This is a genomic window from Nocardiopsis lambiniae (genome assembly GCF_031845465.1).
Taxonomy (GTDB): Bacteria; Actinomycetota; Actinomycetes; order Streptosporangiales; family Streptosporangiaceae; genus Nocardiopsis; species Nocardiopsis lambiniae.
This window is the reverse complement of sequence record NZ_JAVREP010000001.1, coordinates 805,808-826,775: the sequence shown is the minus strand read 5'-3', so window position 1 is coordinate 826,775 and position 20,968 is coordinate 805,808. Positions and strand designations below refer to the sequence as shown.

Sequence of the window (20,968 nt, the reverse complement as noted above, 5' to 3'; positions counted from 1 at the left end):
CGGTTTACGCTGGAGTGCGCCGAGCCGCCCCTCAGGGCGTGTTCCGTGGAGGACACCGTCCATCGCGAGGGAACACGCCTTCGACGGCATCCCCGCCTTGAACGACACCGACGACGGAAGTGGCACGTGGCTCCTCCCGCAAAGATCACCAAGTCCCCGGACCGGACCGGAGCTCCCCGCAAGGTCACCCGACCCGTCCTCGCGGTGCTCGCCGCCGTCCTGTGCCTCACCGGGCTGACCCTGACCCTGATCCTGGGCGGCGCCGCCTTCCCCGAGATCATCCCCGGTCTCCCGGACGCGGGCGACGCCGTGCGCTGGGGCATCCCCCTGTCCAAGCTCGTCATGGACGTCTCGGCCGTGCTCACCATCGGAACGCTGCTGCTCGCCGTCGTGCTGCTGCCCTCGGACAAGGGCCGGCTCTCCCGGCAGGCGATCGGCTACGTCCACGCCGCCACCTGGGGCGCCCTGGTCTGGGCCGTGGCCGCGGTGTTCGCCCTGTACTTCCAGGCGTCGGAGTTCCTGGCCCGACCCATCGGGCAGGTCAGCGTCGACGAGGTCACCGCCTACGCCGGTTCGGTCTCCGGCGGCATCGCGTTGATGTTCGTCATCCTCCTCACCACCGGCATCCTGCTGTTCGGACGCACCGTCGCCGGAGCGACCGGCGCCCTGTGGCTGCTGCTGCTCGCCCTGGCCGCCACCACGCCGCCGGCCCTGACCGGCCACTCCGCCTCCTCCGGGGCGCACGAACTCGCGGTCACCGGCCTGGCCATGCACGTGATCGCGATCAGCGTGTGGACCGGCGGCCTGGCCGCGGTGACCCACCACGCGCTGCGGGCGAACGGTACCGGCGTGGAGATCGCCGCCGCCCGGTTCAGCCGGCTGGCGCTGTGGGCCTACATCGGCGTCGCCATCAGCGGTCTGGCCAGCGCCCTGGCCCGACTCGAATCGTTCGACGCCCTGGTGCGCACCGAGTACGGGATGATCATCCTGGTCAAGGTCGTACTGTTCGCCGTGCTGGGCGCGTTCGGATACCTGCACCGCGAGTTCGCCCTCAAGAACCTGTCCGGTGCCGTCAAGGGCCCCGCCTGGCCCGCCAGGCGACGCCTGCTGTTCCTGCGCATCGCCTCCGTGGAGATCCTCATCATGGCGACCGTCATGGGCGTCTCCGTCGGTCTGGGCCGCACCGCGCCGCCCCCGCCGCTGGACAGCCGGGTCGACCCCGCCGCGCTCATCCTCGGTTTCCCGGTGCCCCCGCCCATGGACCTGGTCAACCTGCTCACGCTGTGGCGGCCCGACCTGTTCTTCATCATGTTCGTGGTCGTCGCCGGCGGCCTCTACGCGGCCGGGGTGACCCGACTGCTGCGCCGCGGCGACGCGTGGCCGGTCGGACGCACGGTCTCCTTCGCCGCCGGCCTGCTCTCCGTCGTCGCCGTGCAGCTCAGCGGTTACGCGACCTACGCGATGGTGCTGTTCTCCGCGCACATGATCCAGCACATGGTGCTGGCGATGCTCACACCGATCCTGCTGGTGCTGGGCGCCCCGGTCACCCTGGCGCTGCGGGCGCTGCGCCCGGCGAGGCGGCGCGGCGACCGGGGGCCCCGCGAGTGGCTCAACCTGTTCCTGAACAGTCGCTACTCGAAGGTGGTGACCCACCCGGCGGTGGCCACCCCGCTGTTCGTGTTCAGCCCCTACGTCCTGTACTTCACCCCGCTGTTCCCGGCGCTGATGAACGACCACCTCGGTCACCTGTTCATGGGCGTGCACTTCCTGGTGACCGGTTTCCTCTTCTACTGGGTCATCGTGGGCGTCGACCCGGCGCCCCGCAAGATGCCCTACCTGCTGCGCATCCTGCTCCTGCTGCTGGCGATGGGCTTCCACGCCTTCTTCGGCATCTCGATCATGATGCAGTCGGCCCCCATCGCCATGGACTTCTACGGGCGGTTCGAGGTCCCCTGGAGCGACGGTCTGGCCGAGGACCAGTACGCGGGCGGCGGCGTGGCCTGGGCGTTGGGCGAGATCCCGACCCTGCTGGTCATGCTCGCCCTGGTGGTGCAGTGGTCCCGCGACGACGAGAAGGAGGAGCGCCGCCGGGAACGACACGCCCGCCGGGGCGGCTCCGAGGACGCCGACCTCGACGCCTACAACGCCTACCTGGCCGAGTTGGACCGTCGCGACAAGGCCATGACGGCGAGGCCCGCCACCGAACCGGACGGGGACGGCACCGCCGAGGAGAAGACGAACGGCGCCTGACCGGCGCCGGGTACGGACGAGGGCCGCGGATCACCGATCCGCGGCCCTCGTGGTCCTCGGGCGTCAGACGAACAGGGCGGCCAGGGCGGTGGCGACCAGGCCCAGGGCCAGGCACAGCACCAGGCCGACGGCGAACACCGGCAGGGACGGTGTGAGCACCCCGGCCGTGCCGCCCTGGCGCTTGGCCACCAGCGGCGACAACGCGATGTTCACCCCGGCGACGACGGCCGCGACGCAGGCGGCCACGGCGAACGCCGTCCAAAAGCCCGCCCCGGACGCCAACGCGTCGATCGCGCCCAGGGTGGGCACCGCCACCAGCAGGGCCAGGGCCGCAGCCGCGAAGGCCTTCTGGAGGCCGGGCGAGATCCCACCCGGGCGCCCCGAGACCACCAGGAGCAGACCGACCAGGGCCGCCATCATGATGGCGCCCACGATTCCGAACACGACGATGTCCACCAGCGAATTCACGTGGATCATTGTTCCACCGATCATCCGGGCCCCGCTCCCGGGGCCCCGGACCCGCCCTTCTCCCGTCCCCTCCGCCCCGGTGAGCGGGAACGCGCACCGCGCCCCCGGGGGCGGAGGCCGGTTCCGGCGGGATCAGCCGGTGTGCTCCACCCGGGAACCGGCGGCCGTCTTGATCACCCTGAGCCGGGTGGTGATCCGATGGCGCAGGTCGGCGACGTGGCTGACCACGCCCACGGCGCGTCCGCCGTCGCGCAGCCGGTCCAGCACGTCCAGGACCTCCTCCAGGGTGTCCTCGTCCAGGGTCCCGAAGCCCTCGTCCACGAACAGGGTGTCGATGTCGGCGCCGCCGGCCTCCGCGCTCGCCACGTCGCCGAGTCCCAGGGCCAGCGCCAGCGAACTGAAGAACGTCTCCCCGCCCGACAGCGTCGCCGGGTCGCGTTCGGAGCCGGTCCAGGCGTCCACCACCCGGATGCCCAGTCCGCCCGCCGACCGCGCCCGGCCGTCCCCGGCCGCCTTGTCCACGGTGTAACGGAGTTCGTAGCGGCCGTCCGACATCGTGAACAGCCGGTCGTTGGCGGCAGCCACCACCTGCTCCAAGCGGGCGGCCAGCACATAGGCCGACAGCCGCACCCCGTCGGAGTTGTCCTTGGCGGTCCCGGCGGTCAGCGCCCGCATCCCCTCGGCGACCCGGTAGCGGTGCCACACCGGGCCGCACTCGTCCAGCCGGACCCGCAGGTCGGCGCGCAACGCCGCCAACCGGGCGGACCGTTCCCGCCACAGGCCCAGCCGGGTGACCGCCCGGTCGGCGGCCAGGGCGGCCTCGTCCGCCGCGGCCTTCAACGCCGACAGGTCCGGCGGCGCCGACCCGGCGACGGAGACGAGTTCGGGGTCGGCCAGGGCCGCCCGGACCGCCGCCAGGTCGTCGTCGTAGACCCGGGCCCGGGCCCGCAGGTCCCGGCGTTCGCGCTCGCCCAGGGCGGCGGCCCGGACCCCGGCCTCGTCGGTGAACCCGGCGTCGGTCAGGGCCTCGGTGACGGCCGCGTCGGCGGCGTCCCGCTCCCGCAGGGCCCGATCGTGCTCCTCCACGGCCGCGACGGCCGCCGCCAGCAGGTCGGCCTCCTCCCGGGCCCGGCGCACCCGCTCGTCGACGTCGGTGTCCGCGCCCAGGGCCTCGGCCAGGGACGCCGCCAGACGTTCGCAATCCTCGGCGGCGTCGGCGCGGTGGGCGGCCGTCTCCGACCGTTGCCCGGCCAGATCGGCCTCCCGGGCCCGGGCCCTGTCCAGCCGGTCCACCAGACCCTCCAGGTCCTCCTCGACCCGGCGCACCTCACCGGCGGCGGCGCGCGCCTCGTCCCGGACCCGCGTCAGTTCGGCGACCTCGGCGACGGCGTCGTCGAGGGTGCGCCCCTCGGACCGGTCCCGGGCGGCGGCGACCCGTTCGCGCAGCGCGGCCACCGTCTCCTGGGCGGTGGAACGGCGCGTGGCGGCGGCGTCGGCGGCGGCCTGGGCCGCCCGCTCGGCCTCGGCGGTGACCAGTCCTTCGGCGGAGGGCAGCGCGGGGGCCGGGTGCTCGACGGCACCGCACACCGCGCACGGAGTCCCCGCGGCCAGCTCCGCGGCCAGTTCGGCCGCCATGTGGGTGATACGCCGTTCGCGCAGGGAGAGCGCGTGCTCACGGGCGGTCTGAGCGGCGTCCACGGCCTCGCGGTGCGCCTCCTCGGCGCGGGCCAGCGCGGCGACCAGCCGGTCGTGCTCGGCGACGGCGTCCCGCCGCTGCTCGGCGGCGACCAGCGCGGCCTCGGCCGCCTCCGCCCGCCCGGCCCGGTCGCGGGTCGCGGCGAGGTGTTCACGCAGCTCACCGATACGGACGGGCAGGTCCGCGATCCGTCCGCGGACCCCCTTCAGGTCGTCGTCGACCTTGTCCAGGTAACGGTCGAACCGGGTGATCGCCTCGCGGCGCTCCCGCAGCCGCAGGGCGTCCGCGCGCAGGTGCTCGGCCCGGGCCAGCGCGGCCCGACGGTCCTGTTCGGCGGCGCGCAGCGCCTCCGCGGTGACCGGCGGGGCGTGGGAGACCAGGGCCAGCGCGTCCTCCCGGACCAGCGCGGCCTTGTCGAGGGAGGTGCGACGGGCGTCGCGGTCGCGCAGGGCGGGCAGGACCGAGGCGGCCCGCTCGGCCGCCTCCAGCCCGGTGTCGATCCGGGCCCGCCATTCGGACAGCTCCATCAGCTCCGCGTGCCGGGTCCGGGACCTGGTCAGCCGGTTGCGCCGCTCGTCCAGGCTCCGGGCCTCGGCCAGGGCGCGGGAGGCCGCCTCCCGTTCGTCGGCCGCGGCGTCCACCACCGGGGCGATCTCGTCGGCCACGGCGGTGGTCATCGCCGTCAGCTCGCTCGCCCAGGCCCACAGCACGTCGGTGTCCTCCGGGGCGGTGGACCGGCCGGTCTCGGCGATCCGGCCGGCGGCCTCGCGCACCCGCCGGTCGGCCGTGTCCACCTCGCGGCGCAGCCCGCCGGCGTGCCCGGCGAACCACTCCTCCAGGTCCCGGAACACGCGCGTGTTGAAGATCCGCTCCAACGACGTGCGCCGCTCCTCGGCCGACGCGCGCAGGAACCGGGCGAAGTCGCCCTGGGGGAGCAGGACGATCTGACAGAACTGGTCGAGGGTGAGCCCCACCAGGTCACCGATGAACTGGCCGGCCTCGTCGGGGCGTGTGGTCACCGGTTCCCACCGGTCCTCCGAGAACTCCTGGACGGTGACCTTCTGGTTCTCCACCAGGGTCCCCGCACCCCGCTTCTTGGGCCGCTCCCAGCGGGGGTTGCGCACGACCCGGATCCGGCGGCCCCGCACGGTGCACTCCAGCTCCACCTCGGGACGCCGGTCCAGGGGCGCGTGGTCGCTCTTGGGGGAGCGGTCCCTGCCACGGGCCCCCGGCAGGGCCCCGTACAGGGCGAAGCACACGGCGTCGAGCACCGAGGTCTTCCCCGCGCCGGTGGGTCCGTGGATCAGGAACAGCCCGCCGGCGCCGAGCCGGTCGAAGTCGACCGTCTCGGTGTTCGCGAACGGCCCGAAGGCCCGGACGGTCAGGGTGTGCAGACGCATCAGCGCAGTCCTTCCCGGAGTCGGACCTCTTCGACGGCGGTGTCCACGAGGGCCCTCTCCTCGGGGGTGGCGGGGAGGCCGCGCGCCCATTCCACGAAGTCGCCGATGACCGCCCGTTCGGCCCGGCCGGCGACGGGGGCGGCCACCGGGCGGGTGGCGGGCGCCCCGCCCTCGGGGGCGAACTCCAGCACCAGGGCGTGCGGGAAGCGTTCGCGCAACCGGTCCATGGGCTGGGCGGGGCGGCGCGCGTCGGTGAGGGTGACCTGGAGCCAGTGGTCGGCGTACCGCTCCCACCGGGGGTCGGCGAGCAGGTCGTCGATACGGCCGCGGATCCGGGCCAGGGGGCGGGGGACCGGCGCGTCGACGAACTCGACCCCGCCCAGGCCGTCGGCGTCCAGGTCCACCAGCCAGTAGCCCTTGCGGTGGTGCTCCTCGGAGAACGAGTAGGCCAGCGGGGTGCCGGAGTAGCGCACCGAGGGCGTGATGGTCTGGCGCCCGTGCAGGTGTCCCAGGGCCGTGTAGTCGACCCCGTCGTAGATCGAGGCGGGCACGTGGGAGGCGCCGCCCACGGAGATGTCGCGTTCGCTGTCGGAGGTCTCCCCGCCCGCGACGAAGGCGTGGGAGAGCACCACCGACCGGGTGCCGGGGCGGTCGGCGAGGTCGGCGCGGACCAGGTCCATGGCGTGGCCCAGCACGGCCGTGTGCCCGCGCCCGGTCAGCCCCCAGTGGTGGCGGGCGATCTCCGGCTCCAGGTAGGGGAGACCGTAGAAGGCGACGGGGCCGTGCGCGTCCTCGATGACGATCGGGGTGCCGACGCCGTCGAGGGTGCTGCGCAGGTGGACGCCGGCGGCGTCGATGAGGTCGGTGGCGAACGACAGCCGCGCCATGGAGTCGTGGTTGCCGGCGATGAGCACGGCCCGCGCCCCGGTGTCCCTGATGCGGCCCAGCGCCCGGTCGAACAGGCGCACCGCGTCCACCGGTGGCAGGGCGCGGTCGTAGAGGTCGCCCGCCACGAGCACGACGTCGACCTCCCGCTCGCGGACGGTGTCGACCAGGTGGTCGAGGAAGGCGGCCTGGGCGTCGAGGAGGTTCTCCCTGTGGAAGGAGCGACCCAGGTGCCAGTCGGAGGTGTGCAGCAACCGCATGGAACCGGACACTATCGAAGGGGCGGTGCTTCCGGGTGGGAAAACCGTCGGTCGGTGGACGACGACGCCGTGCCGTTGCGCACACGCCCGGCACGGCGTCGGGTCAGTTCTTGCGGGCCAGGGTCAGACCGTCGCCGATGGGCAGCAGCACCTGGGTGACGCGGTCGTCGGCGACCAGACGCGCGTTGAAGTCGCGGATGCCCTGGACGTGCGCCCTCGTGTCGGAGGCGTCGACGACCCGGCCGTGCGACAGGGTGTTGTCGGCCAGGACGATCCCGCCGGGGCGCAGGCGCGGGACGAGTTCCTCCCAGTAGTCGACGTACCCCTCCTTGTCGGCGTCGACGAAGGCCAGGTCGAAGAGCGGTTCCTCGGGCAGGGCGCGCAGGGACTCCAGGGCGGGGCCCAACCGCAGCGTGATCTTGTCGGCGACCTTCGCCCGTTCCCAGTAGCGGCGGGCGACCGAGGTCCACTCCTCGCTGACGTCCAGGGCCAGCAGGGTGCCGTCGTCGGGCAGTCCGCGGGCCAGGCAGAGGGAGGAGTAGCCGGTGAAGGTACCGATCTCCACGACGTCGCGGGCTCCGGACATGCGGGTGAGCAGGGTCGTGAAGGTCCCCTGTTCGGGGCCGATCTGCATCCCCTTGCTCTCGGGGAACAGGCGCGCGGTCTCCTCGACCAGGTCGGCCAGCACGTCGTCCACGGGTGCGCCCTGGGCGACGAGGTAGTCGTACAGTTCCGGGGTGAGGCTCTCTGTGGTTCGTGTCACGGCGCCCACCTTAGCCCGGGACCCCGGAAAGGGAAGGGCCCCGCCGACGTGGGTCGGGCGGGGCGCGCGGGAAGGGTGGACGCGGGGAGGGCGGGGCGCCGTCAGTACTCGGGGAGCAGCGCTGGCCAGTCGAAGAGGTAGATGGAGCCGACGATCACGCCCACCGTGAGCAGCGGGGTCATGACCTTCTTCTCGACCGGGCCGTCGGTCTTGAAGCCCATGTTCTGGCCGATGCGCTTCTTCCAGAACGGCCAGAAGATCGGCACGCCCATCTTGGTGATCATGTCGCCGAAGAAGTGCAGGACCACACCGAACGCCACCGCCAGGCCCAGCCAGGTGTAGTTGGTGCCCGCGGAGAACAGGGCCAGGGTGATCGCGGCCGTGGCCAGCGCGTTGATGATCCCCGAGGCGACCCGGTTCTTGTCCAGGCCGAAACCCAGGCCCTGGAGCGCGATGCCGATCAGGAGGAAGACGAAGATCTGCACCGCCAGCTCCGACCACAGGGCCAGGAGTTGCACGATCACACCCATGAGGACCGCGAAGAAGAACGAGTGGGTGCCCATCCGGTGGCCGCCGAAGAGGAACGACAGTATGTCGCTCAGGACCTCCGTGACCTTGCCGTAGGTCTTGGTCACCGTCGCGCTCTTGTGGTCCACGTCGGGGAGCAGGGCCGCCCCCGCGCACACCAGAGAGCCCGCGATGATCTCACCCGGTCCGAGATTGAAGTCCAGACCGAGGAATTGTCTTCCCTGGACCAGCGGAACGACCGCCATCCAGCCGACCACGCCGCTCAGTGCGTGAGAGTGCCCCATCATGGCGGGAACCGTAGCGGAGTACGCCGAACAGTGCCAAGGCGGGGTCATCACGGTCGTCGTCATGGGCCACTCGACACCCGGGAACACCCCCTGTGCCGCCCCCCGGAAGCGAATGCGTTGCGATGGCACGGCGCACCTCGTAGGTCATTGACGCTCGTCGCCGTCCGTTGGTAGACAACCAACGACCCCCCCCTGGTGGCCCGGCCACCACCCCACGATCCTGACAGGGGCCGAGATGCACTCCCATCACCCTCCACCCGCGTCACCGTTTCGGCGGGCGGCGACCACGGGAACCGCGCTGTTGCTGATCGTCGGTACGGCGGCGACCCCCGCCGCCGCCTCCCCCGCGGCCGGGACCACCCTCACGGTGGCGGTCGCCCAGCAGGTGGACTCCTTCAACCCCTTCACCGCCCAGCTCGCCGTCACCACCAACATCCTCTCCCACGTCTACGACCCGCTGGTGACCAACGACCAGGCCACGGCCGACCCCGCCCCGGCCCTGGCGGAGAGCTGGGACACCGGCGAGGACGGTCTGACCTGGACCTTCCACCTGCGCGACGACGTCACCTTCACCGACGGCGAGCCGCTGACCTCCGACGACGTGGTCTGGACGTTCACCACGATCATGGAGAACGAGGCTGCCGCCATCGCCAACGGCAGCTACGTCGCCGGGTTCGAGGAGGTCACCGCCCCCGACGACCACACCGTCGTCATCGAGCTGACCGAACCCCAGGCCACCATGACCTCGCTGACCGTGCCCATCGTGCCCCGGCACGTCTGGGAGCCCATCGTGGAGCGCGAGGGCGACGCCTTCTCCGACTACACCGGCGAGGACCTGCCCTCGGTCGGCAGCGGCCCGTTCGTCCTCACCGCTCACGACCGCGGCCAGAGCATCACCCTGGAGGCCGACCCCGACCACTGGAACGGCGCCCCCGGCTTCGACGCGCTGGTCTTCCGGTACTACTCAGAGAAGGACGCGGCCGTCGAGGCCCTGCGCAGCGGCGAGGTCTCCTTCGTCTACGAACTGACCGCGGCCCAGGCCGACGCCCTCGACGGCGTCGACGACATCGCGGTCAACTTCGCCGACGGCAAGCGGTTCCAGGCCTTCACCGTCAACCCGGGCGCCCGTACCCGGGACGGCGACGGGTTCGGTGACGGCCACCCGGCCCTGGAGGACGTCACCCTGCGCCGGGCCATCGTCATGGCCATCGACAACCAGGAGATCGTCGACAAGGCCCACGGCGGACGCGCCACCGCCGCCGGCGGCTACATCCCGGCCCGCTACGACGAGTTCCACTGGTCTCCCGAGGGCGGTGAGGCGATCCTCGACTTCGACCCGGACGCCGCCAACGCCATGCTCGACGACGCCGGCTACGAGACGGACGACGACGGTGTGCGCGTCTCTCCCGACGGGGATCGCCTCGAACTGCGGATGCACGTCCACCAGGACCGCCCCGACAACGTCAGCGCGGGCAAGATCATGGTGGAGCGCCTGGCCGACATCGGCGTCGAGGTCGAGAACCTGACCGTGGACCCCGGCGTGCTCAGCGACGCCCTCTACGCCGCCGAGTACGACCTCATCTTCACCGGGTGGACGGTCAACCCCGATCCCGACTACGTCTTCGGCATCCACACCTGCGACGCGCTGCCCACCGAACCGGGCACCATGCAGGGCGACGCCTACTTCTGCGACGAGGAGTACGACGCTCTCTACGCCGACCAACTCAGGGAGTACGACCGCGGGGCACGCGCCGAGATCATCCACGACCTCCAGCGCGTCCTCTACGAGCAGGCCGTCGTCAACGTCCTGACCTACCCCGACATCCGGGAGGCCTACCGGACCGACCACGTTCGGGAGGGCACCCTCCTGACCCAGCCCGCCGAGGGCGGCAACATCTGGGGCCAGGACGGTTATTGGGCGTTCTGGGCGGCGCGGCCCGCCGAGGCGCGGCAGGGCGGCTCCGGAGGCGTGCCCACCGCGGTGTCGGTCGGTATCGGCGCGGTCGCGCTGGTGCTCGTGGCCGGCGGTGGATTCCTGTTCTTCCGCAACCGGGCCACCGCGGAGGACCGCGAGTGACCGGCGCCCCGATCACGGTTCCGTCCGGTGCGGAGGAGGAGACCCCCTCCTCCTCCGCGCCGGCGACCGCCGCCTCCGGCCGGACCGGCCGCGTGCTCCGCTACGTCGCCGGTCGCCTGCTGACCGCGGGCCTGTCCCTGGTCGCCGTGGTCGTCGCCGGTTTCCTCCTGTTCCGTATCCTGCCCGGCGACCCCGTCCGCGCCATGACCGAGGGACGCGAGGTCACCGCCGAGCAGCGCGCGGAACTGCGCCGCCAGTTCGGCCTCGACCAGCCCCTGGGACAGCAGTTCCTCGACTACGCCCTGGGCCTGCTCCGCCTGGACCTGGGCACCTCGTTCCAGTACCGGGAACCGGTCACCGAGCTCATCCTGGAACGGATCGGGCCCACGATCCTGCTGGCCGGTACCGGCACGCTCATCGCGGCGCTGCTGGGCCTGTTCCTGGGCGTGCGCGCCGGCTGGCGCCCCGGCGGGCCGGCCGACCGGATCAACACGACGGTGGCGCTGTTCTTCTGGTCCGTGCCGACGTTCTGGCTGGGTCTGCTCCTCATCGTGCTGTTCGCCTCGGGTCGGGACCCGCTCCCCGGCCTGTTCCCGACCGGCGGCATGAGCACCCCCGGCGTCACCGGGACCGTGGACGTCGTGCTCGACACCGCCTGGCACATGGTCCTGCCGGTGAGCACCATGGTCGCGGTCATCTACGCCCAGTACCTGATGATCATGCGCTCCTCCCTCATGGACGAGAAGGGCGCCGACTACCTCACCACCGCACGGGCCAAGGGGCTGCGCGACGCGCTGGTGCGCCGCAGGCACGCCGTGCCCAACGCCCTGTTGCCCACCGTCACCCTGATCTTCCTCAACCTGGGCCAGGTCGTCTCCGGGGTCGTCCTCGTCGAGACCGTCTTCTCCTGGCCGGGGTTGGGCCAGCTCTTCTACTCCGGTCTGCGCGTGCCCGACCTGGGCCTGGTCCAAGGCCTGTTCGTGGTGTTCGCGGCCTCGGTGATCGTCATGAACCTCATCGCCGACCTGGTCTATCCGCTGATCGACCCCCGGGTGCGCCCATGACCGCCGAACCCGCGTCCACGCCGCCCCCCGCGCCTCCGTCGCCGCGGGCACCGGCCCGCCGCCGACGCCGTGAGGCGCTGCGCGACCTCGCCCGGGAGTACGCCCGCCACCGCGCCGGGGTCGTCGGCCTGGTCGGCCTGCTCGCCATGGTCGTCCTCGCCCTGACCGCGCCCCTGCTGGTCGACCCGGCCGACCTCACGGTGACCCGGGCGCCCGGGGCGGCCTTCGAACCGCCCGGCGCCCGGTTCCCCCTGGGCACCGACGACTACGGCCGGTCCATTCTCGACCTCGTCATCTGGGGATCGCGGGTCTCGCTGACCGTCGGTTTCCTGGCGACCGTGGTGTCGGTGTCGCTGGGCACCCTGGTGGGGATCACCGCCGGGCACTTCGGCGCGACCGGCGGCACCGCCGGGCGGATCCTGTCCTCGATCCTGCTGCGCCTCACCGACTGGTTCCTGGTGCTGCCGACCCTGGTGCTCGCCGTGGCCCTGGCCGCCGTCCTGCCCCGCGGCACCGGCACCATCATCATCGCCATCGGCCTGACCGTGTGGCCCGCCACCGCGCGCCTGGTGCGCGCCCAGACCCTGGCGGTGGAGGCCCGCCCCTACGTGGAACGGGCCCGGGCCCTGGGCGGCGGCCACGCCCACGTCATGCTCTGGCACGTCCTGCCCAACATCATGCCGGTCGTGCTCGCCCAGACCACCCTGCTCGTGGCCACCTCGATCATCGCCGAGTCCACCCTGGCGTTCCTGGGCGTGGGCGACCCGACCACCATCTCCTGGGGCGGGATCCTGGAGAGCGCCCGCAACGCCGGCGCGATCAGCTCCGGCATCTGGTGGTACATGATCCCGCCCGGGCTGGCGATCGCCCTGGTCGCCCTCGCGTTCACCCTGTGCGGCCGAGCCCTTGAGGCCGTCATCGACCCCCGACTCCGGGAGCAGCGTTGACCTCTCTTCTCGACGTTCGCGATCTGCGCGTGACGTACCGCTCCGGGGGTGTCGAGGTCCCGGCCGTGCGCGGTGTGGACCTGTCGCTCGACCCGGGCGACACGGTCGGCCTGGCCGGGGAGTCCGGCAGCGGCAAGTCCACGATCGCCCTGGCGCTGCTGCGGTTGCTGCCCGACGGCACCCGTGTCACCGGCCGGGTGGCGGTGGCCGGAGAGGACGTGCTCACCATGAGATGGGGGCGGTTGCGCGCGGTCCGCTGGGCGGAGGCGGCCATCGTGTTCCAGGGGGCCATGCACTCGCTCAACCCGGTGCGGCGGATCGGCGACCAGATAGCCGAGCCCCTGCTCGTCCACGGGACGGTCCCCAGGGGGCGGGTCCGCGACCGGGTCGCCGGACTCCTCGAACAGGTGGGTCTGCCCGCCTCCCGCGCCGACGACCACCCCCACCTGTTGTCCGGCGGTCAGCGCCAGCGCGTCATGATCGCGATGGCGCTGGCCTGCGAGCCGCGGCTGATCGTCGCCGACGAGGCGACCACCGCCCTGGACGTGATGATCCAGGCGCAGATCCTGGCCCTGCTCAGGCGCCTGGTCGCCGAACACGACATCGGCATGCTCATGATCAGCCACGACCTGTCGGTCCTCGCCGACGCCTGCGATCGGGTCGCGGTGATGTACGCGGGCCGGATCGTGGAGGAGGGACCGGCCGGGCGGGTGATGGGCGCCCCCGCCCACCCCTACGCCGTCGCGCTCGGCGCCGCCTTCCCCAGGGTCGGTGATCCGGCGTCCCGGCTCGCCCCGCGCGGGCTGCCGGGCGATCCGCCCGATCCCGCCGACCCGCCCTCGGGATGCGTGTTCCGGCCGCGCTGCCCCGTGTCCGAGGAGGTGTGCGCGACCGTCGACCCGCCCCTGTGGCCGGTCGGCCCCGACACCGAGGGGCGTTCGGAGCACAGCGCCGCCTGCGTGCACGTGGGACCGTCGAAGGAGGGCGTCCGTTGAGCACGACGGAGACCGACGCCACCGCGTCCACGCCCGACAGCGGCGGTGGCGCGCCGATCCTCGGCGCCCGGGGCGTGCGGGTCGTCTTCACCTCCGGGTTCGGCGGCGGCCGTGAAGCGGCCCGGGCCGTGGACGGCGTCGACCTGGACGTGGCCGCCGGTGAGATCGTGGCCCTGGTGGGGGAGTCCGGGTGCGGCAAGACCACCCTGGGCCGGGTGCTGCTCGGTCTGGAGCGCCCCACCTCCGGCACGGTGACCTTCGAGGGGGCGGCGCTGCGCCACTCCTCGCGCGCCCTGCGCGCCTACCGGCGCCGGGTGCAGCTGATCCAGCAGGACCCGATGGGCTCGCTCAACCCCCGGCGCACCGTCTACGAGTCGGTCGCCGAAGGGCTGCGCATCCACGAGGGGACCCTCTCCGACGAGGGGGAGCGGGTGACCGGGGCGCTGTCCCGGGCCGGCCTGCGTCCGCCGGAACGGTTCCTGGCCCGGTATCCGCACGAGCTGTCGGGGGGTCAGCGCCAGCGTGTGGTGATCGCCGGCGCGCTCGTGCTGGAACCGGAGGTCCTGGTGGCCGACGAACCCGTGGCCTCGCTGGACGCCTCGGTGCGAGGTGAGATCCTGCGCCTGCTGTTGGACCTGCGCGCCGACCTGGGGTTGTCCGCGCTCATCGCCACCCACGACCTCGGCCTGGCCTGGAACATCGCCGACCGGGTCGCGGTGATGTACCTGGGGCGGGTGGTGGAGCTGGGGACGGTCGAGGAGGTCCTGTCCGGCCCCCGGCACCCGTACACCCGGGCGTTGCTGTCGGTGCTGCCCGAAGCCGGTGGCGAACCGGTGGTCCTGTCCGGGGAACCGCCGGACCCCAAGCGGGTCCCGCCGGGTTGCCGGTTCCATCCGCGCTGCCCGGTGCTGGCCTCCGGTGAGGCCGCGCGCGCGGGTGTCGCGGACCGGTGCCGCACCGTGGACCCCGACATCCTCCCGGGCGGCGGTGGCGCGCACGTGACGGCCTGTCACTGGGCGCCGGCCCGGGAGGGGACCTCTCCGGACGCCGTGTGACGGAACGTCCCGGAGGCGGGCACGCCGGGGCGGGCCGGGGGCCCGGAGGCGGGCACCTCGGGCCGCGGGACCGGTTCCTCGGCGCCGACCCGACCTCGAACGGGTGCGGGATTCCGGTGGACGGACACCCCCCCAGGGAAAAAATGTGATCTGAGTCACTTTTATGACGGGTGGGGGTGACGCCGTCCACCGGAAAGACCGAAGCCACCTGGGATGCCGTTCCCGGACCAAGGCCACGAACGTGATCTTCCATATCATGTGCTCATGTTCCCGACCGGTCGGAACGTTCGCCGCGGTCGAGACCGGGGGAAGACATGGGAGGTGTCGTCCCGTGCGGGGCGGCCAGGTCCCGAGGAGGGCGCCCCATGGCGCACATGACCACCGAAGACGTCCACGAGTACATCAACGGGGTCTGTTTCAAGACCGGACCCCCCGGAAAGGTCGGGGCCGAGACCGAGTGGCTCGTCACCGACGCCGCGGACCCGACCGTCACCGTCACCATCGACCGCCTCGCGGCGCTGCTGGAGGGCACGGGCCCCCCGCCCGCGGGCAGCCTGATCACCTTCGAACCCGGCGGACAGATCGAGCTCAGCTCGCCCGCCCTTCCCGGGCCGGCCCGGGCGCACGAAGCGCTCTCCGCCGACCTGGAGTACATCGGCAAGACCCTCGCGCAGGACGGCCTGTGCCTGGTCGAGTCCGCGCTCGACCCCGTGCGCACGCCCCGCCGACAGCTCCGACTGCCCCGGTACGGGGCCATGGAGCGCTTCTTCGCCGGACGCCGCAGCCATGGCGGTCACACCATGATGTGCTCCACCGCCTCGCTCCAGGTGTGCCTGGACACCGGCGCCGACCACGCCGACCTGCGCGCCCGCTGGGAACTCGCGCACCGGCTCGGTCCCGTGCTGGTCGCCGCGTTCGCCAACTCCGCGATCTGGCGCGGCCGTCCCACCGGCTGGAAGTCCACCCGCTGGGCCATCTGGGCGGGCATCGACGCCGACCGCACCGCCCCCGTCGCGGGCCCGGGCGCCCCCTCCGATCCGGCCACCGCGTGGATCGAGTACGTCTTGGCCGCCGACGTCATGGCGGTTCCCGAGAGCCCCGGGGGAGAGGGCACCTGGCTGCCCGACCCCGGTATCACCTTCGCCGAGTGGATCGCCGGGCACGGCCCGCGCCCCGTCACCCTCGCCGACCTCGAACTGCACCTGAGCACCCTCTTCCCGCCGGTCCGCCCCCGCGGATGGTGGGAACTGCGCATGATCGACGCCCTGCCCCTGCGCTGGTGGCCGGTCCCCGTCGCGGTCGCCGCCGCCCTCTTCGACGACCCCCGGGCCCGGGCCGTCGCCGAGGAGGCCACCGAACGCCTCTGCGGCGGCCGTCTCCCCGAACCCGGGCTGTGGCTGCGCGCGGCCCGGGACGGCATGTCCGACCCCGACGTCGCCGCCTGTGCCCGACGCTGCCTCGACACGGCCGTCGAGGCCCTGCCCCGCATGGGCGCGGTGTCACTGGCCCTCCTCGTCGACGACTACGCCGACCGCCACACCCGGCGCGGGCTCAGCCCCGCCGACACACGGCCGAGCGTGCCCGAGCCGCGCACCGCCCACGCGGGCGCGGCGGACCGCCACTCCCGACACGGTGGAGGAGCCCGGTGAACCACGAACAGGACGTCTCCAAGGAACGCATCGCCGCCGAACTCGACCACGGCCGACGACGCAGCAACGGGCTGACCCTCGACGTGCTCGACGAGGAGGAACTGCTCGCTCAGCACTCACCACTGATGTCGCCGCTGGTCTGGGATCTGGCGCACATCGGCAACTACGAGGAGCAGTGGCTGCTGCGGGCCGCCGCCGGACGCGAGGCGCTGCGCCCCGACATCGACCACCTCTACGACGCCTTCGAGAACCCGCGCGCCGAACGCATCGGCCTGCCGCTGATGCGCCCACGGGAGGCCCGCGACTACAACGACAGGGTCCGACGCGAGGTGCTCGACGCCCTGGACACGGTCGACCTGACGGTCCCCGCCCAACGGGGCCCCGACGAGCCGCCGTCCCTCCTGGCCGCCGGACGCGTCTACCACCTGGTCATCCAGCACGAGCACCAGCACGACGAGACGATGCTCGCCACCCACCAGCTGCGCCGGGGCGCCCCCGTCCTGCTGGAGGAGCTCGCCGACGTCACCGCCCTGCGTCCGCCCGCCGACCCCGAGGTCCTCGTCCCGGCCGGCCCTTTCACCATGGGCGCCGACGACGACCCCTGGGCCTACGACAACGAACGCTCCGCCCACACCGTCGACCTGCCCGCCTACCTGATCGACACCGCCCCCGTCACCAACGCCGCCTACCGCGCGTTCATGGACGACGGCGGTTATCGGACGCGGCGCTGGTGGAGCCGGGAGGGCTGGGAGTGGAAGGAGGGACGGGGCGCGTTCGCCCCCGCCTTCTGGGAACGCGAGGGCCAGGGCTGGTCCCGCCGCCGCTTCGGCCGACGGGAAGTGGTGCCGCCGGACGAACCCGTCCAGCACGTCAACTTCCACGAGGCGCAGGCCTACGCGAAGTGGGCCGGCAAACGCCTGCCCACCGAGGCCGAATGGGAGAAGGCGGCGCGCTTCGACCCCGCGACCGGACGCTCCCGCCGCTACCCGTGGGGGGACGACGAGCCCACGGCCCGTCACGCCAACCTCGGCCAGCACAGGCTCGGACCCTCGCCCGCCGGCCATCACCCCGACGGGGCCTCCCCTCTGGGGGTGCAGCAGCTCATCGGCGACGTGTGGGAGTGGACCTCCACCACCTTCGACGGCTACCCCGGGTTCCGGGCCTTCCCGTACCGCGATTACTCCGAGGTGTTCTTCGGCTCCGGGTACAAGGTGCTGCGCGGCGGCTCGTGGGCCACCCACCCCACGGCCGTGCGCTCCACGTTCCGCAACTGGGACCTCCCGATCCGACGGCAGATCTTCAGCGGGTTCCGCTGCGCGCGCCACCCGGAACCCGCCTGATGTGCCGCCACCTCGCCTATCTGGGGCCCCCGCGCACGGTGTACGACCTGTTGTACGCGGCGCCCCACTCGCTCCACGTCCAGTCCTGGGCGCCGCGCATGCAACGCCACGGGACGGTCAACGCCGACGGGTTCGGGGTGGGCTGGTACCCCGACGACATCCCCGAACCCCTGCGCTACCGACGTGCCCTGCCGATGTGGGGCGACACCTCCTTCGCCGAGACGGCCCGCGCCCTCACCTCCGGCTGCGTGCTGGCGGCGGTGCGCGACGCCACTCTCGGCTTCGGCACCGACGAGGGGAGCGCCCAGCCCTTCCGCGCCGGACGGCTGCTGTTCAGCCACAACGGCGCGGTCAAGGACGACGACGCCCTCGTGGCGGCCTTCCCACCGCCACCGGGGGTGATCGACGCCCGCGCACCCGTGGACTCCGCCCCCCTGTTCGCGCACACGGTGCGCCTGTGGCGGGCGTCCGGGGACCTGCCCGGCTCGCTCGCCGCCGTGGTCCGCCACGCCCGGGAGCACTCCGAGGGGCGCTACAACCTGCTGGCGACCGACGGCGAGACCCTCGTGGGCACCGCCGCCGGGGACACCCTGTTCACGTTGAGGGAACCGGGGGGAGGCGTCCTCCTGGCCTCGGAGCCCTTCGACGAGGCCCCCGGCTGGCGTGAGGTGCCCGAGGGGTCGGTGGCCGTGGCCACGGGGGAGCGGACCGAGATCCACCCCATCGTCTGACGAAGGAGTCGCCGTGTTCCGCATCGATCGCAACCTGACCGCCGACGACCTCGACAAGGCACTGCGCCGGGACGTGGCCGCGGGCCTGACCTCGACGCCCAAACAGCTGCCGCCCAAATGGTTCTACGACGAACGCGGCAGCGCCCTGTTCGAGGACATCACCGCCCTGCCCGAGTACTACCCCACCCGCGCGGAGCGGACCATCCTCGAACGGCGCTCCGACGAGATCGCCGACGCCGCCGACGCCGAGGCGCTCATCGAGCTCGGCTCGGGCTCGGGCGTCAAGACCCGACTGCTGCTGGACGCCATGCGCCGCCACGGCACCCTCGCCCGGTTCGTCCCCGTCGACGTCAGCGGCGACTTCCTCGCCGCCTCCGCCCACAAGGTGGCCGAGGACTACCCCCGACTGGACGTGCACGCCGTCGTCGGCGACTTCGAACACCACCTCGGGCTCCTGCCCGTCCGCGAGAACGGCGGCCGACAGACCATCGCCGTCCTCGGCTCCACCATCGGCAATCAGGAACCCGGTCCCCGGGCGGCGTTCCTGCGCGACATCCGGTCGGTCCTGCGGCCGGGCGACACCTTCCTCCTCGGCGCCGACCTGGTCAAGGACCCCGACCGGCTGGTCGCCGCGTACGACGACGCCCAGGGGGTCACCGCCGAGTTCGACCGCAACGTCCTCAACGTCATCAACCGCGAACTGGGGGCCGACTTCGACCCGTCGGAGTTCGACCACGTCGCCCGCTGGAACGAGAAGGAGGAGTGGATCGAGATGCGGTTGCGCTCACGTGTGGACCAGCACGTGCGCATCGCCGACCTCGACCTGGAGGTCGACTTCTCCGCCGGTGAGGAACTGCGCACCGAGATCTCCGCCAAATTCCGCAAGGAGGGGCTGATCCGAGAACTCGACGGCGCCGGGTTCGCCCTCACCCACTGGTGGACCGACCCGGACGGCGACTTCTCCCTGAGCCTGTCCGCCGCCCGCTGACACCGCACCGGGACGCCTACAGCGAGGTGAACGTCCCCACCAGCGTGCCCACCAGGTAGGTCACCAGCATCGCGAAGGAGCCGCCCACCACGCACCGCAGCGCCGCGCGCACCGCGGGGGCGCCGCCCATGCGGGCGCTGATCGCGCCCAGCGCGCCGGTGGCGACGAGCACCGACACCACCGTCATCTGGAGCCGCCAGGCCTCGGGACCGAGCAGCATCGCCGCCAGGGGCACCAGGGCGCCCAGCACGAACGAGAACAGACTGGCGAACGCCGCCTGCCACGGGTCCACCCGGTAGCGGTTCAGCCCCAGCTCCACCTCGGCGTGCGCGCGCAACGCGTCGTGGTCGGTCAACTCGCGGGCCACCCGGCGCGACAGGTCCTCGCTCAGCCCCCGCTCGCGGTACATTCCGGCGAGTTCCTCCAGCTCTCCCTCGGGGTCGGCGGCGAGTTCCCGCTGTTCCCGGGCCAGCACGGCCCGCTCGGTGTCGCGCTGGGTGCTCACCGACACGTACTCGCCCGCGCCCATAGACAACGCCCCCGCCAGGGTGCCCGCGATCCCCGCCACCAGCAACGCCTCACGATCCGGGGTGGCGCCCGCCACGCCCACCACCAGACCGGCGGTGGAGACGATGCCGTCGTTGGCGCCCAGCACCGCCGCCCGCAGCCCGTTCAGCAGGGAACCCAGCCGACGCTGGGAACCCGAGGAGGCTCTTCCGTCGTGTCCGACGCCCTCGTTCGCCATGGGGCGATCGTCGCACGGGGCCCGCTCCCGGGCCAGGTCACACCGCGACGTGGGTGGGGATCCGCTACGCTCGTGCCGTGTTCAAGGTAGGAGTTTTCGGCGCCGAAGGGCGCATGGGGTCAGAGGTCGTCAAGGCGGTCCAGGGCGCGGACGACCTGGAGTTCGTCGGTGGCGTCGACGACGACGCGGACCGCGATCGGGTGCTGGGGGCCGACGTCGTCGTCGACTTCACCCATCCCGACGTGGTCATGGACAACCTGGAGTGGCTCATCGGCCACGGGATCCACGCCGTCGTCGGCACGAGCGGTTTCGACGAGGAGAAACTGAACCGGGTGCGCGAGCTGCTCGCCGCGAAGCCGGGGGCCCGGGTGCTCATCGCCCCCAACTTCGGCATCGCCGCCGTGCTGATGATGCACTTCGCCCAGAAGGCCGCGCCCTACTTCGAGTCGACCGAGATCATCGAGCTGCACCACCCGAACAAGGCCGACGCCCCCAGCGGCACGGCCTACCACACCGCCGAGCTGATCGCCCAGGCGCGCCGGGAGGCCGGTCTGGGCCGGATGCCCGACGCGACCACCGCCGAGATCCCCGGCGCCCGCGGCGCCGACGTGGACGGTGTGCGGGTGCACGCGCTGCGCGTCCAGGGGCTCATCGCCCACCAGGAGGTCGTGTTCGGCACCGACGGGGAGACCCTGAAGATCCGTCACGACTCCATGAACCGGGCCTCGTTCATGCCCGGCGTGCTGCTCGGCGTCCGCAGGGTCGCCGACCTGCCCGCTCCGCTGACGATGGGCCTGGAACCCCTGCTCGACCTGAGCTGATCCGCGCCCCGACGCCCCC

17 protein-coding genes are annotated in these 20,968 nt (G+C 72.7%); 11 read left to right on the top strand and 6 right to left on the bottom strand.

All coding sequences use genetic code 11. The annotated features are described in order from the left end of the window. The first annotated feature begins 126 nt into the window (after nt 1–126). Nucleotides 127–2,250, top strand: a complete 2,124-nt coding sequence (locus tag RM479_RS03645; RefSeq protein ID WP_397221220.1) for a cytochrome c oxidase assembly protein — start codon at nt 127–129, stop codon at nt 2,248–2,250. Between the two features lie 63 nt (nt 2,251–2,313). Here the strand turns inward: RM479_RS03645 and RM479_RS03640 are convergent, their stop codons facing one another. The 5 genes from RM479_RS03640 to RM479_RS03620 all read right to left on the bottom strand — a co-directional run bounded on the left by RM479_RS03640 (nt 2,314) and on the right by RM479_RS03620 (nt 8,537). Continuing rightward, entirely contained in the window at nt 2,314–2,727 is a 414-nt protein-coding gene (locus RM479_RS03640) for a hypothetical protein (protein ID WP_311510262.1), read from the bottom strand. Nucleotides 2,728–2,850: 123 nt separating this feature from the next. Beyond that, nucleotides 2,851–5,814 carry an SMC family ATPase gene (locus RM479_RS03635; RefSeq protein WP_311510261.1) on the bottom strand — a complete coding sequence of 988 codons (2,964 nt, stop codon included), beginning with the start codon at nt 5,812–5,814 and terminating at the stop codon, nt 2,851–2,853. Next, nucleotides 5,814–6,959: an exonuclease SbcCD subunit D gene (locus RM479_RS03630; RefSeq protein ID WP_311510260.1), complete on the bottom strand. Its 1,146-nt coding sequence runs from the start codon at nt 6,957–6,959 to the stop codon at nt 5,814–5,816. The genes RM479_RS03635 and RM479_RS03630 overlap by 1 nt, the downstream gene beginning before the upstream one ends. A 103-nt stretch (nt 6,960–7,062) precedes the next feature. Next, nucleotides 7,063–7,722 (bottom strand): O-methyltransferase, encoded by a 660-nt coding sequence (locus RM479_RS03625; RefSeq protein WP_311510259.1) that lies wholly within the window; start codon nt 7,720–7,722, stop codon nt 7,063–7,065. 101 nt (nt 7,723–7,823) lie between these two features. Continuing rightward, nucleotides 7,824–8,537, bottom strand: coding sequence for a metal-dependent hydrolase (locus tag RM479_RS03620; RefSeq protein ID WP_311510258.1), 714 nt, complete (start codon nt 8,535–8,537; stop codon nt 7,824–7,826). A gap of 235 nt (nt 8,538–8,772) precedes the next feature. Here RM479_RS03620 and RM479_RS03615 point away from each other — a divergent pair, with 235 nt between their 5' ends. From RM479_RS03615 to egtD, 9 genes are all read left to right on the top strand, one after another. Then, nucleotides 8,773–10,614, top strand: a complete 1,842-nt coding sequence (locus RM479_RS03615; protein ID WP_311510257.1) for an ABC transporter substrate-binding protein — start codon at nt 8,773–8,775, stop codon at nt 10,612–10,614. Then, nucleotides 10,611–11,678: an ABC transporter permease gene (locus RM479_RS03610; RefSeq protein ID WP_311510256.1), complete on the top strand. Its 1,068-nt coding sequence runs from the start codon at nt 10,611–10,613 to the stop codon at nt 11,676–11,678. Before RM479_RS03615 ends, RM479_RS03610 begins: the two co-directional genes overlap by 4 nt. After that, nucleotides 11,675–12,625, top strand: coding sequence for an ABC transporter permease (locus RM479_RS03605; protein ID WP_311510255.1), 951 nt, complete (start codon nt 11,675–11,677; stop codon nt 12,623–12,625). The genes RM479_RS03610 and RM479_RS03605 overlap by 4 nt, the downstream gene beginning before the upstream one ends. Further along, a complete protein-coding gene (locus tag RM479_RS03600; RefSeq protein ID WP_311510254.1) occupies nt 12,622–13,620 on the top strand; it encodes an ABC transporter ATP-binding protein in 999 nt (332 codons plus the stop codon). Before RM479_RS03605 ends, RM479_RS03600 begins: the two co-directional genes overlap by 4 nt. Next, nucleotides 13,617–14,675, top strand: coding sequence for an ABC transporter ATP-binding protein (locus RM479_RS03595; protein ID WP_311510253.1), 1,059 nt, complete (start codon nt 13,617–13,619; stop codon nt 14,673–14,675). Before RM479_RS03600 ends, RM479_RS03595 begins: the two co-directional genes overlap by 4 nt. 365 nt (nt 14,676–15,040) lie before the next feature. Continuing rightward, nucleotides 15,041–16,324, top strand: coding sequence for an ergothioneine biosynthesis glutamate--cysteine ligase EgtA (gene egtA, locus RM479_RS03590; protein ID WP_311510252.1), 1,284 nt, complete (start codon nt 15,041–15,043; stop codon nt 16,322–16,324). Further along, entirely contained in the window at nt 16,321–17,664 is a 1,344-nt protein-coding gene (gene egtB / locus RM479_RS03585) for an ergothioneine biosynthesis protein EgtB (RefSeq protein WP_311510251.1), read from the top strand. The genes egtA and egtB overlap by 4 nt, the downstream gene beginning before the upstream one ends. Then, nucleotides 17,664–18,395 carry an ergothioneine biosynthesis protein EgtC gene (gene egtC, locus RM479_RS03580; RefSeq protein ID WP_311510250.1) on the top strand — a complete coding sequence of 244 codons (732 nt, stop codon included), beginning with the start codon at nt 17,664–17,666 and terminating at the stop codon, nt 18,393–18,395. Before egtB ends, egtC begins: the two co-directional genes overlap by 1 nt. A gap of 13 nt (nt 18,396–18,408) precedes the next feature. Next, nucleotides 18,409–19,383, top strand: a complete 975-nt coding sequence (gene egtD, locus RM479_RS03575; RefSeq protein ID WP_311510249.1) for an L-histidine N(alpha)-methyltransferase — start codon at nt 18,409–18,411, stop codon at nt 19,381–19,383. A 16-nt stretch (nt 19,384–19,399) separates the two neighbouring features. On the opposite strand, the gene RM479_RS03570 is transcribed toward egtD, so the two are convergent. Continuing rightward, complete coding sequence (locus RM479_RS03570) at nt 19,400–20,128, bottom strand: VIT1/CCC1 transporter family protein (RefSeq protein WP_311510248.1); 729 nt, start codon at nt 20,126–20,128, stop codon at nt 19,400–19,402. A gap of 77 nt (nt 20,129–20,205) precedes the next feature. Here RM479_RS03570 and dapB point away from each other — a divergent pair, with 77 nt between their 5' ends. Beyond that, on the top strand, nt 20,206–20,949 hold the full coding sequence (gene dapB / locus RM479_RS03565; protein ID WP_311510247.1) for a 4-hydroxy-tetrahydrodipicolinate reductase: 744 nt from the start codon (nt 20,206–20,208) through the stop codon (nt 20,947–20,949). Nucleotides 20,950–20,968: the final 19 nt, after the last annotated feature.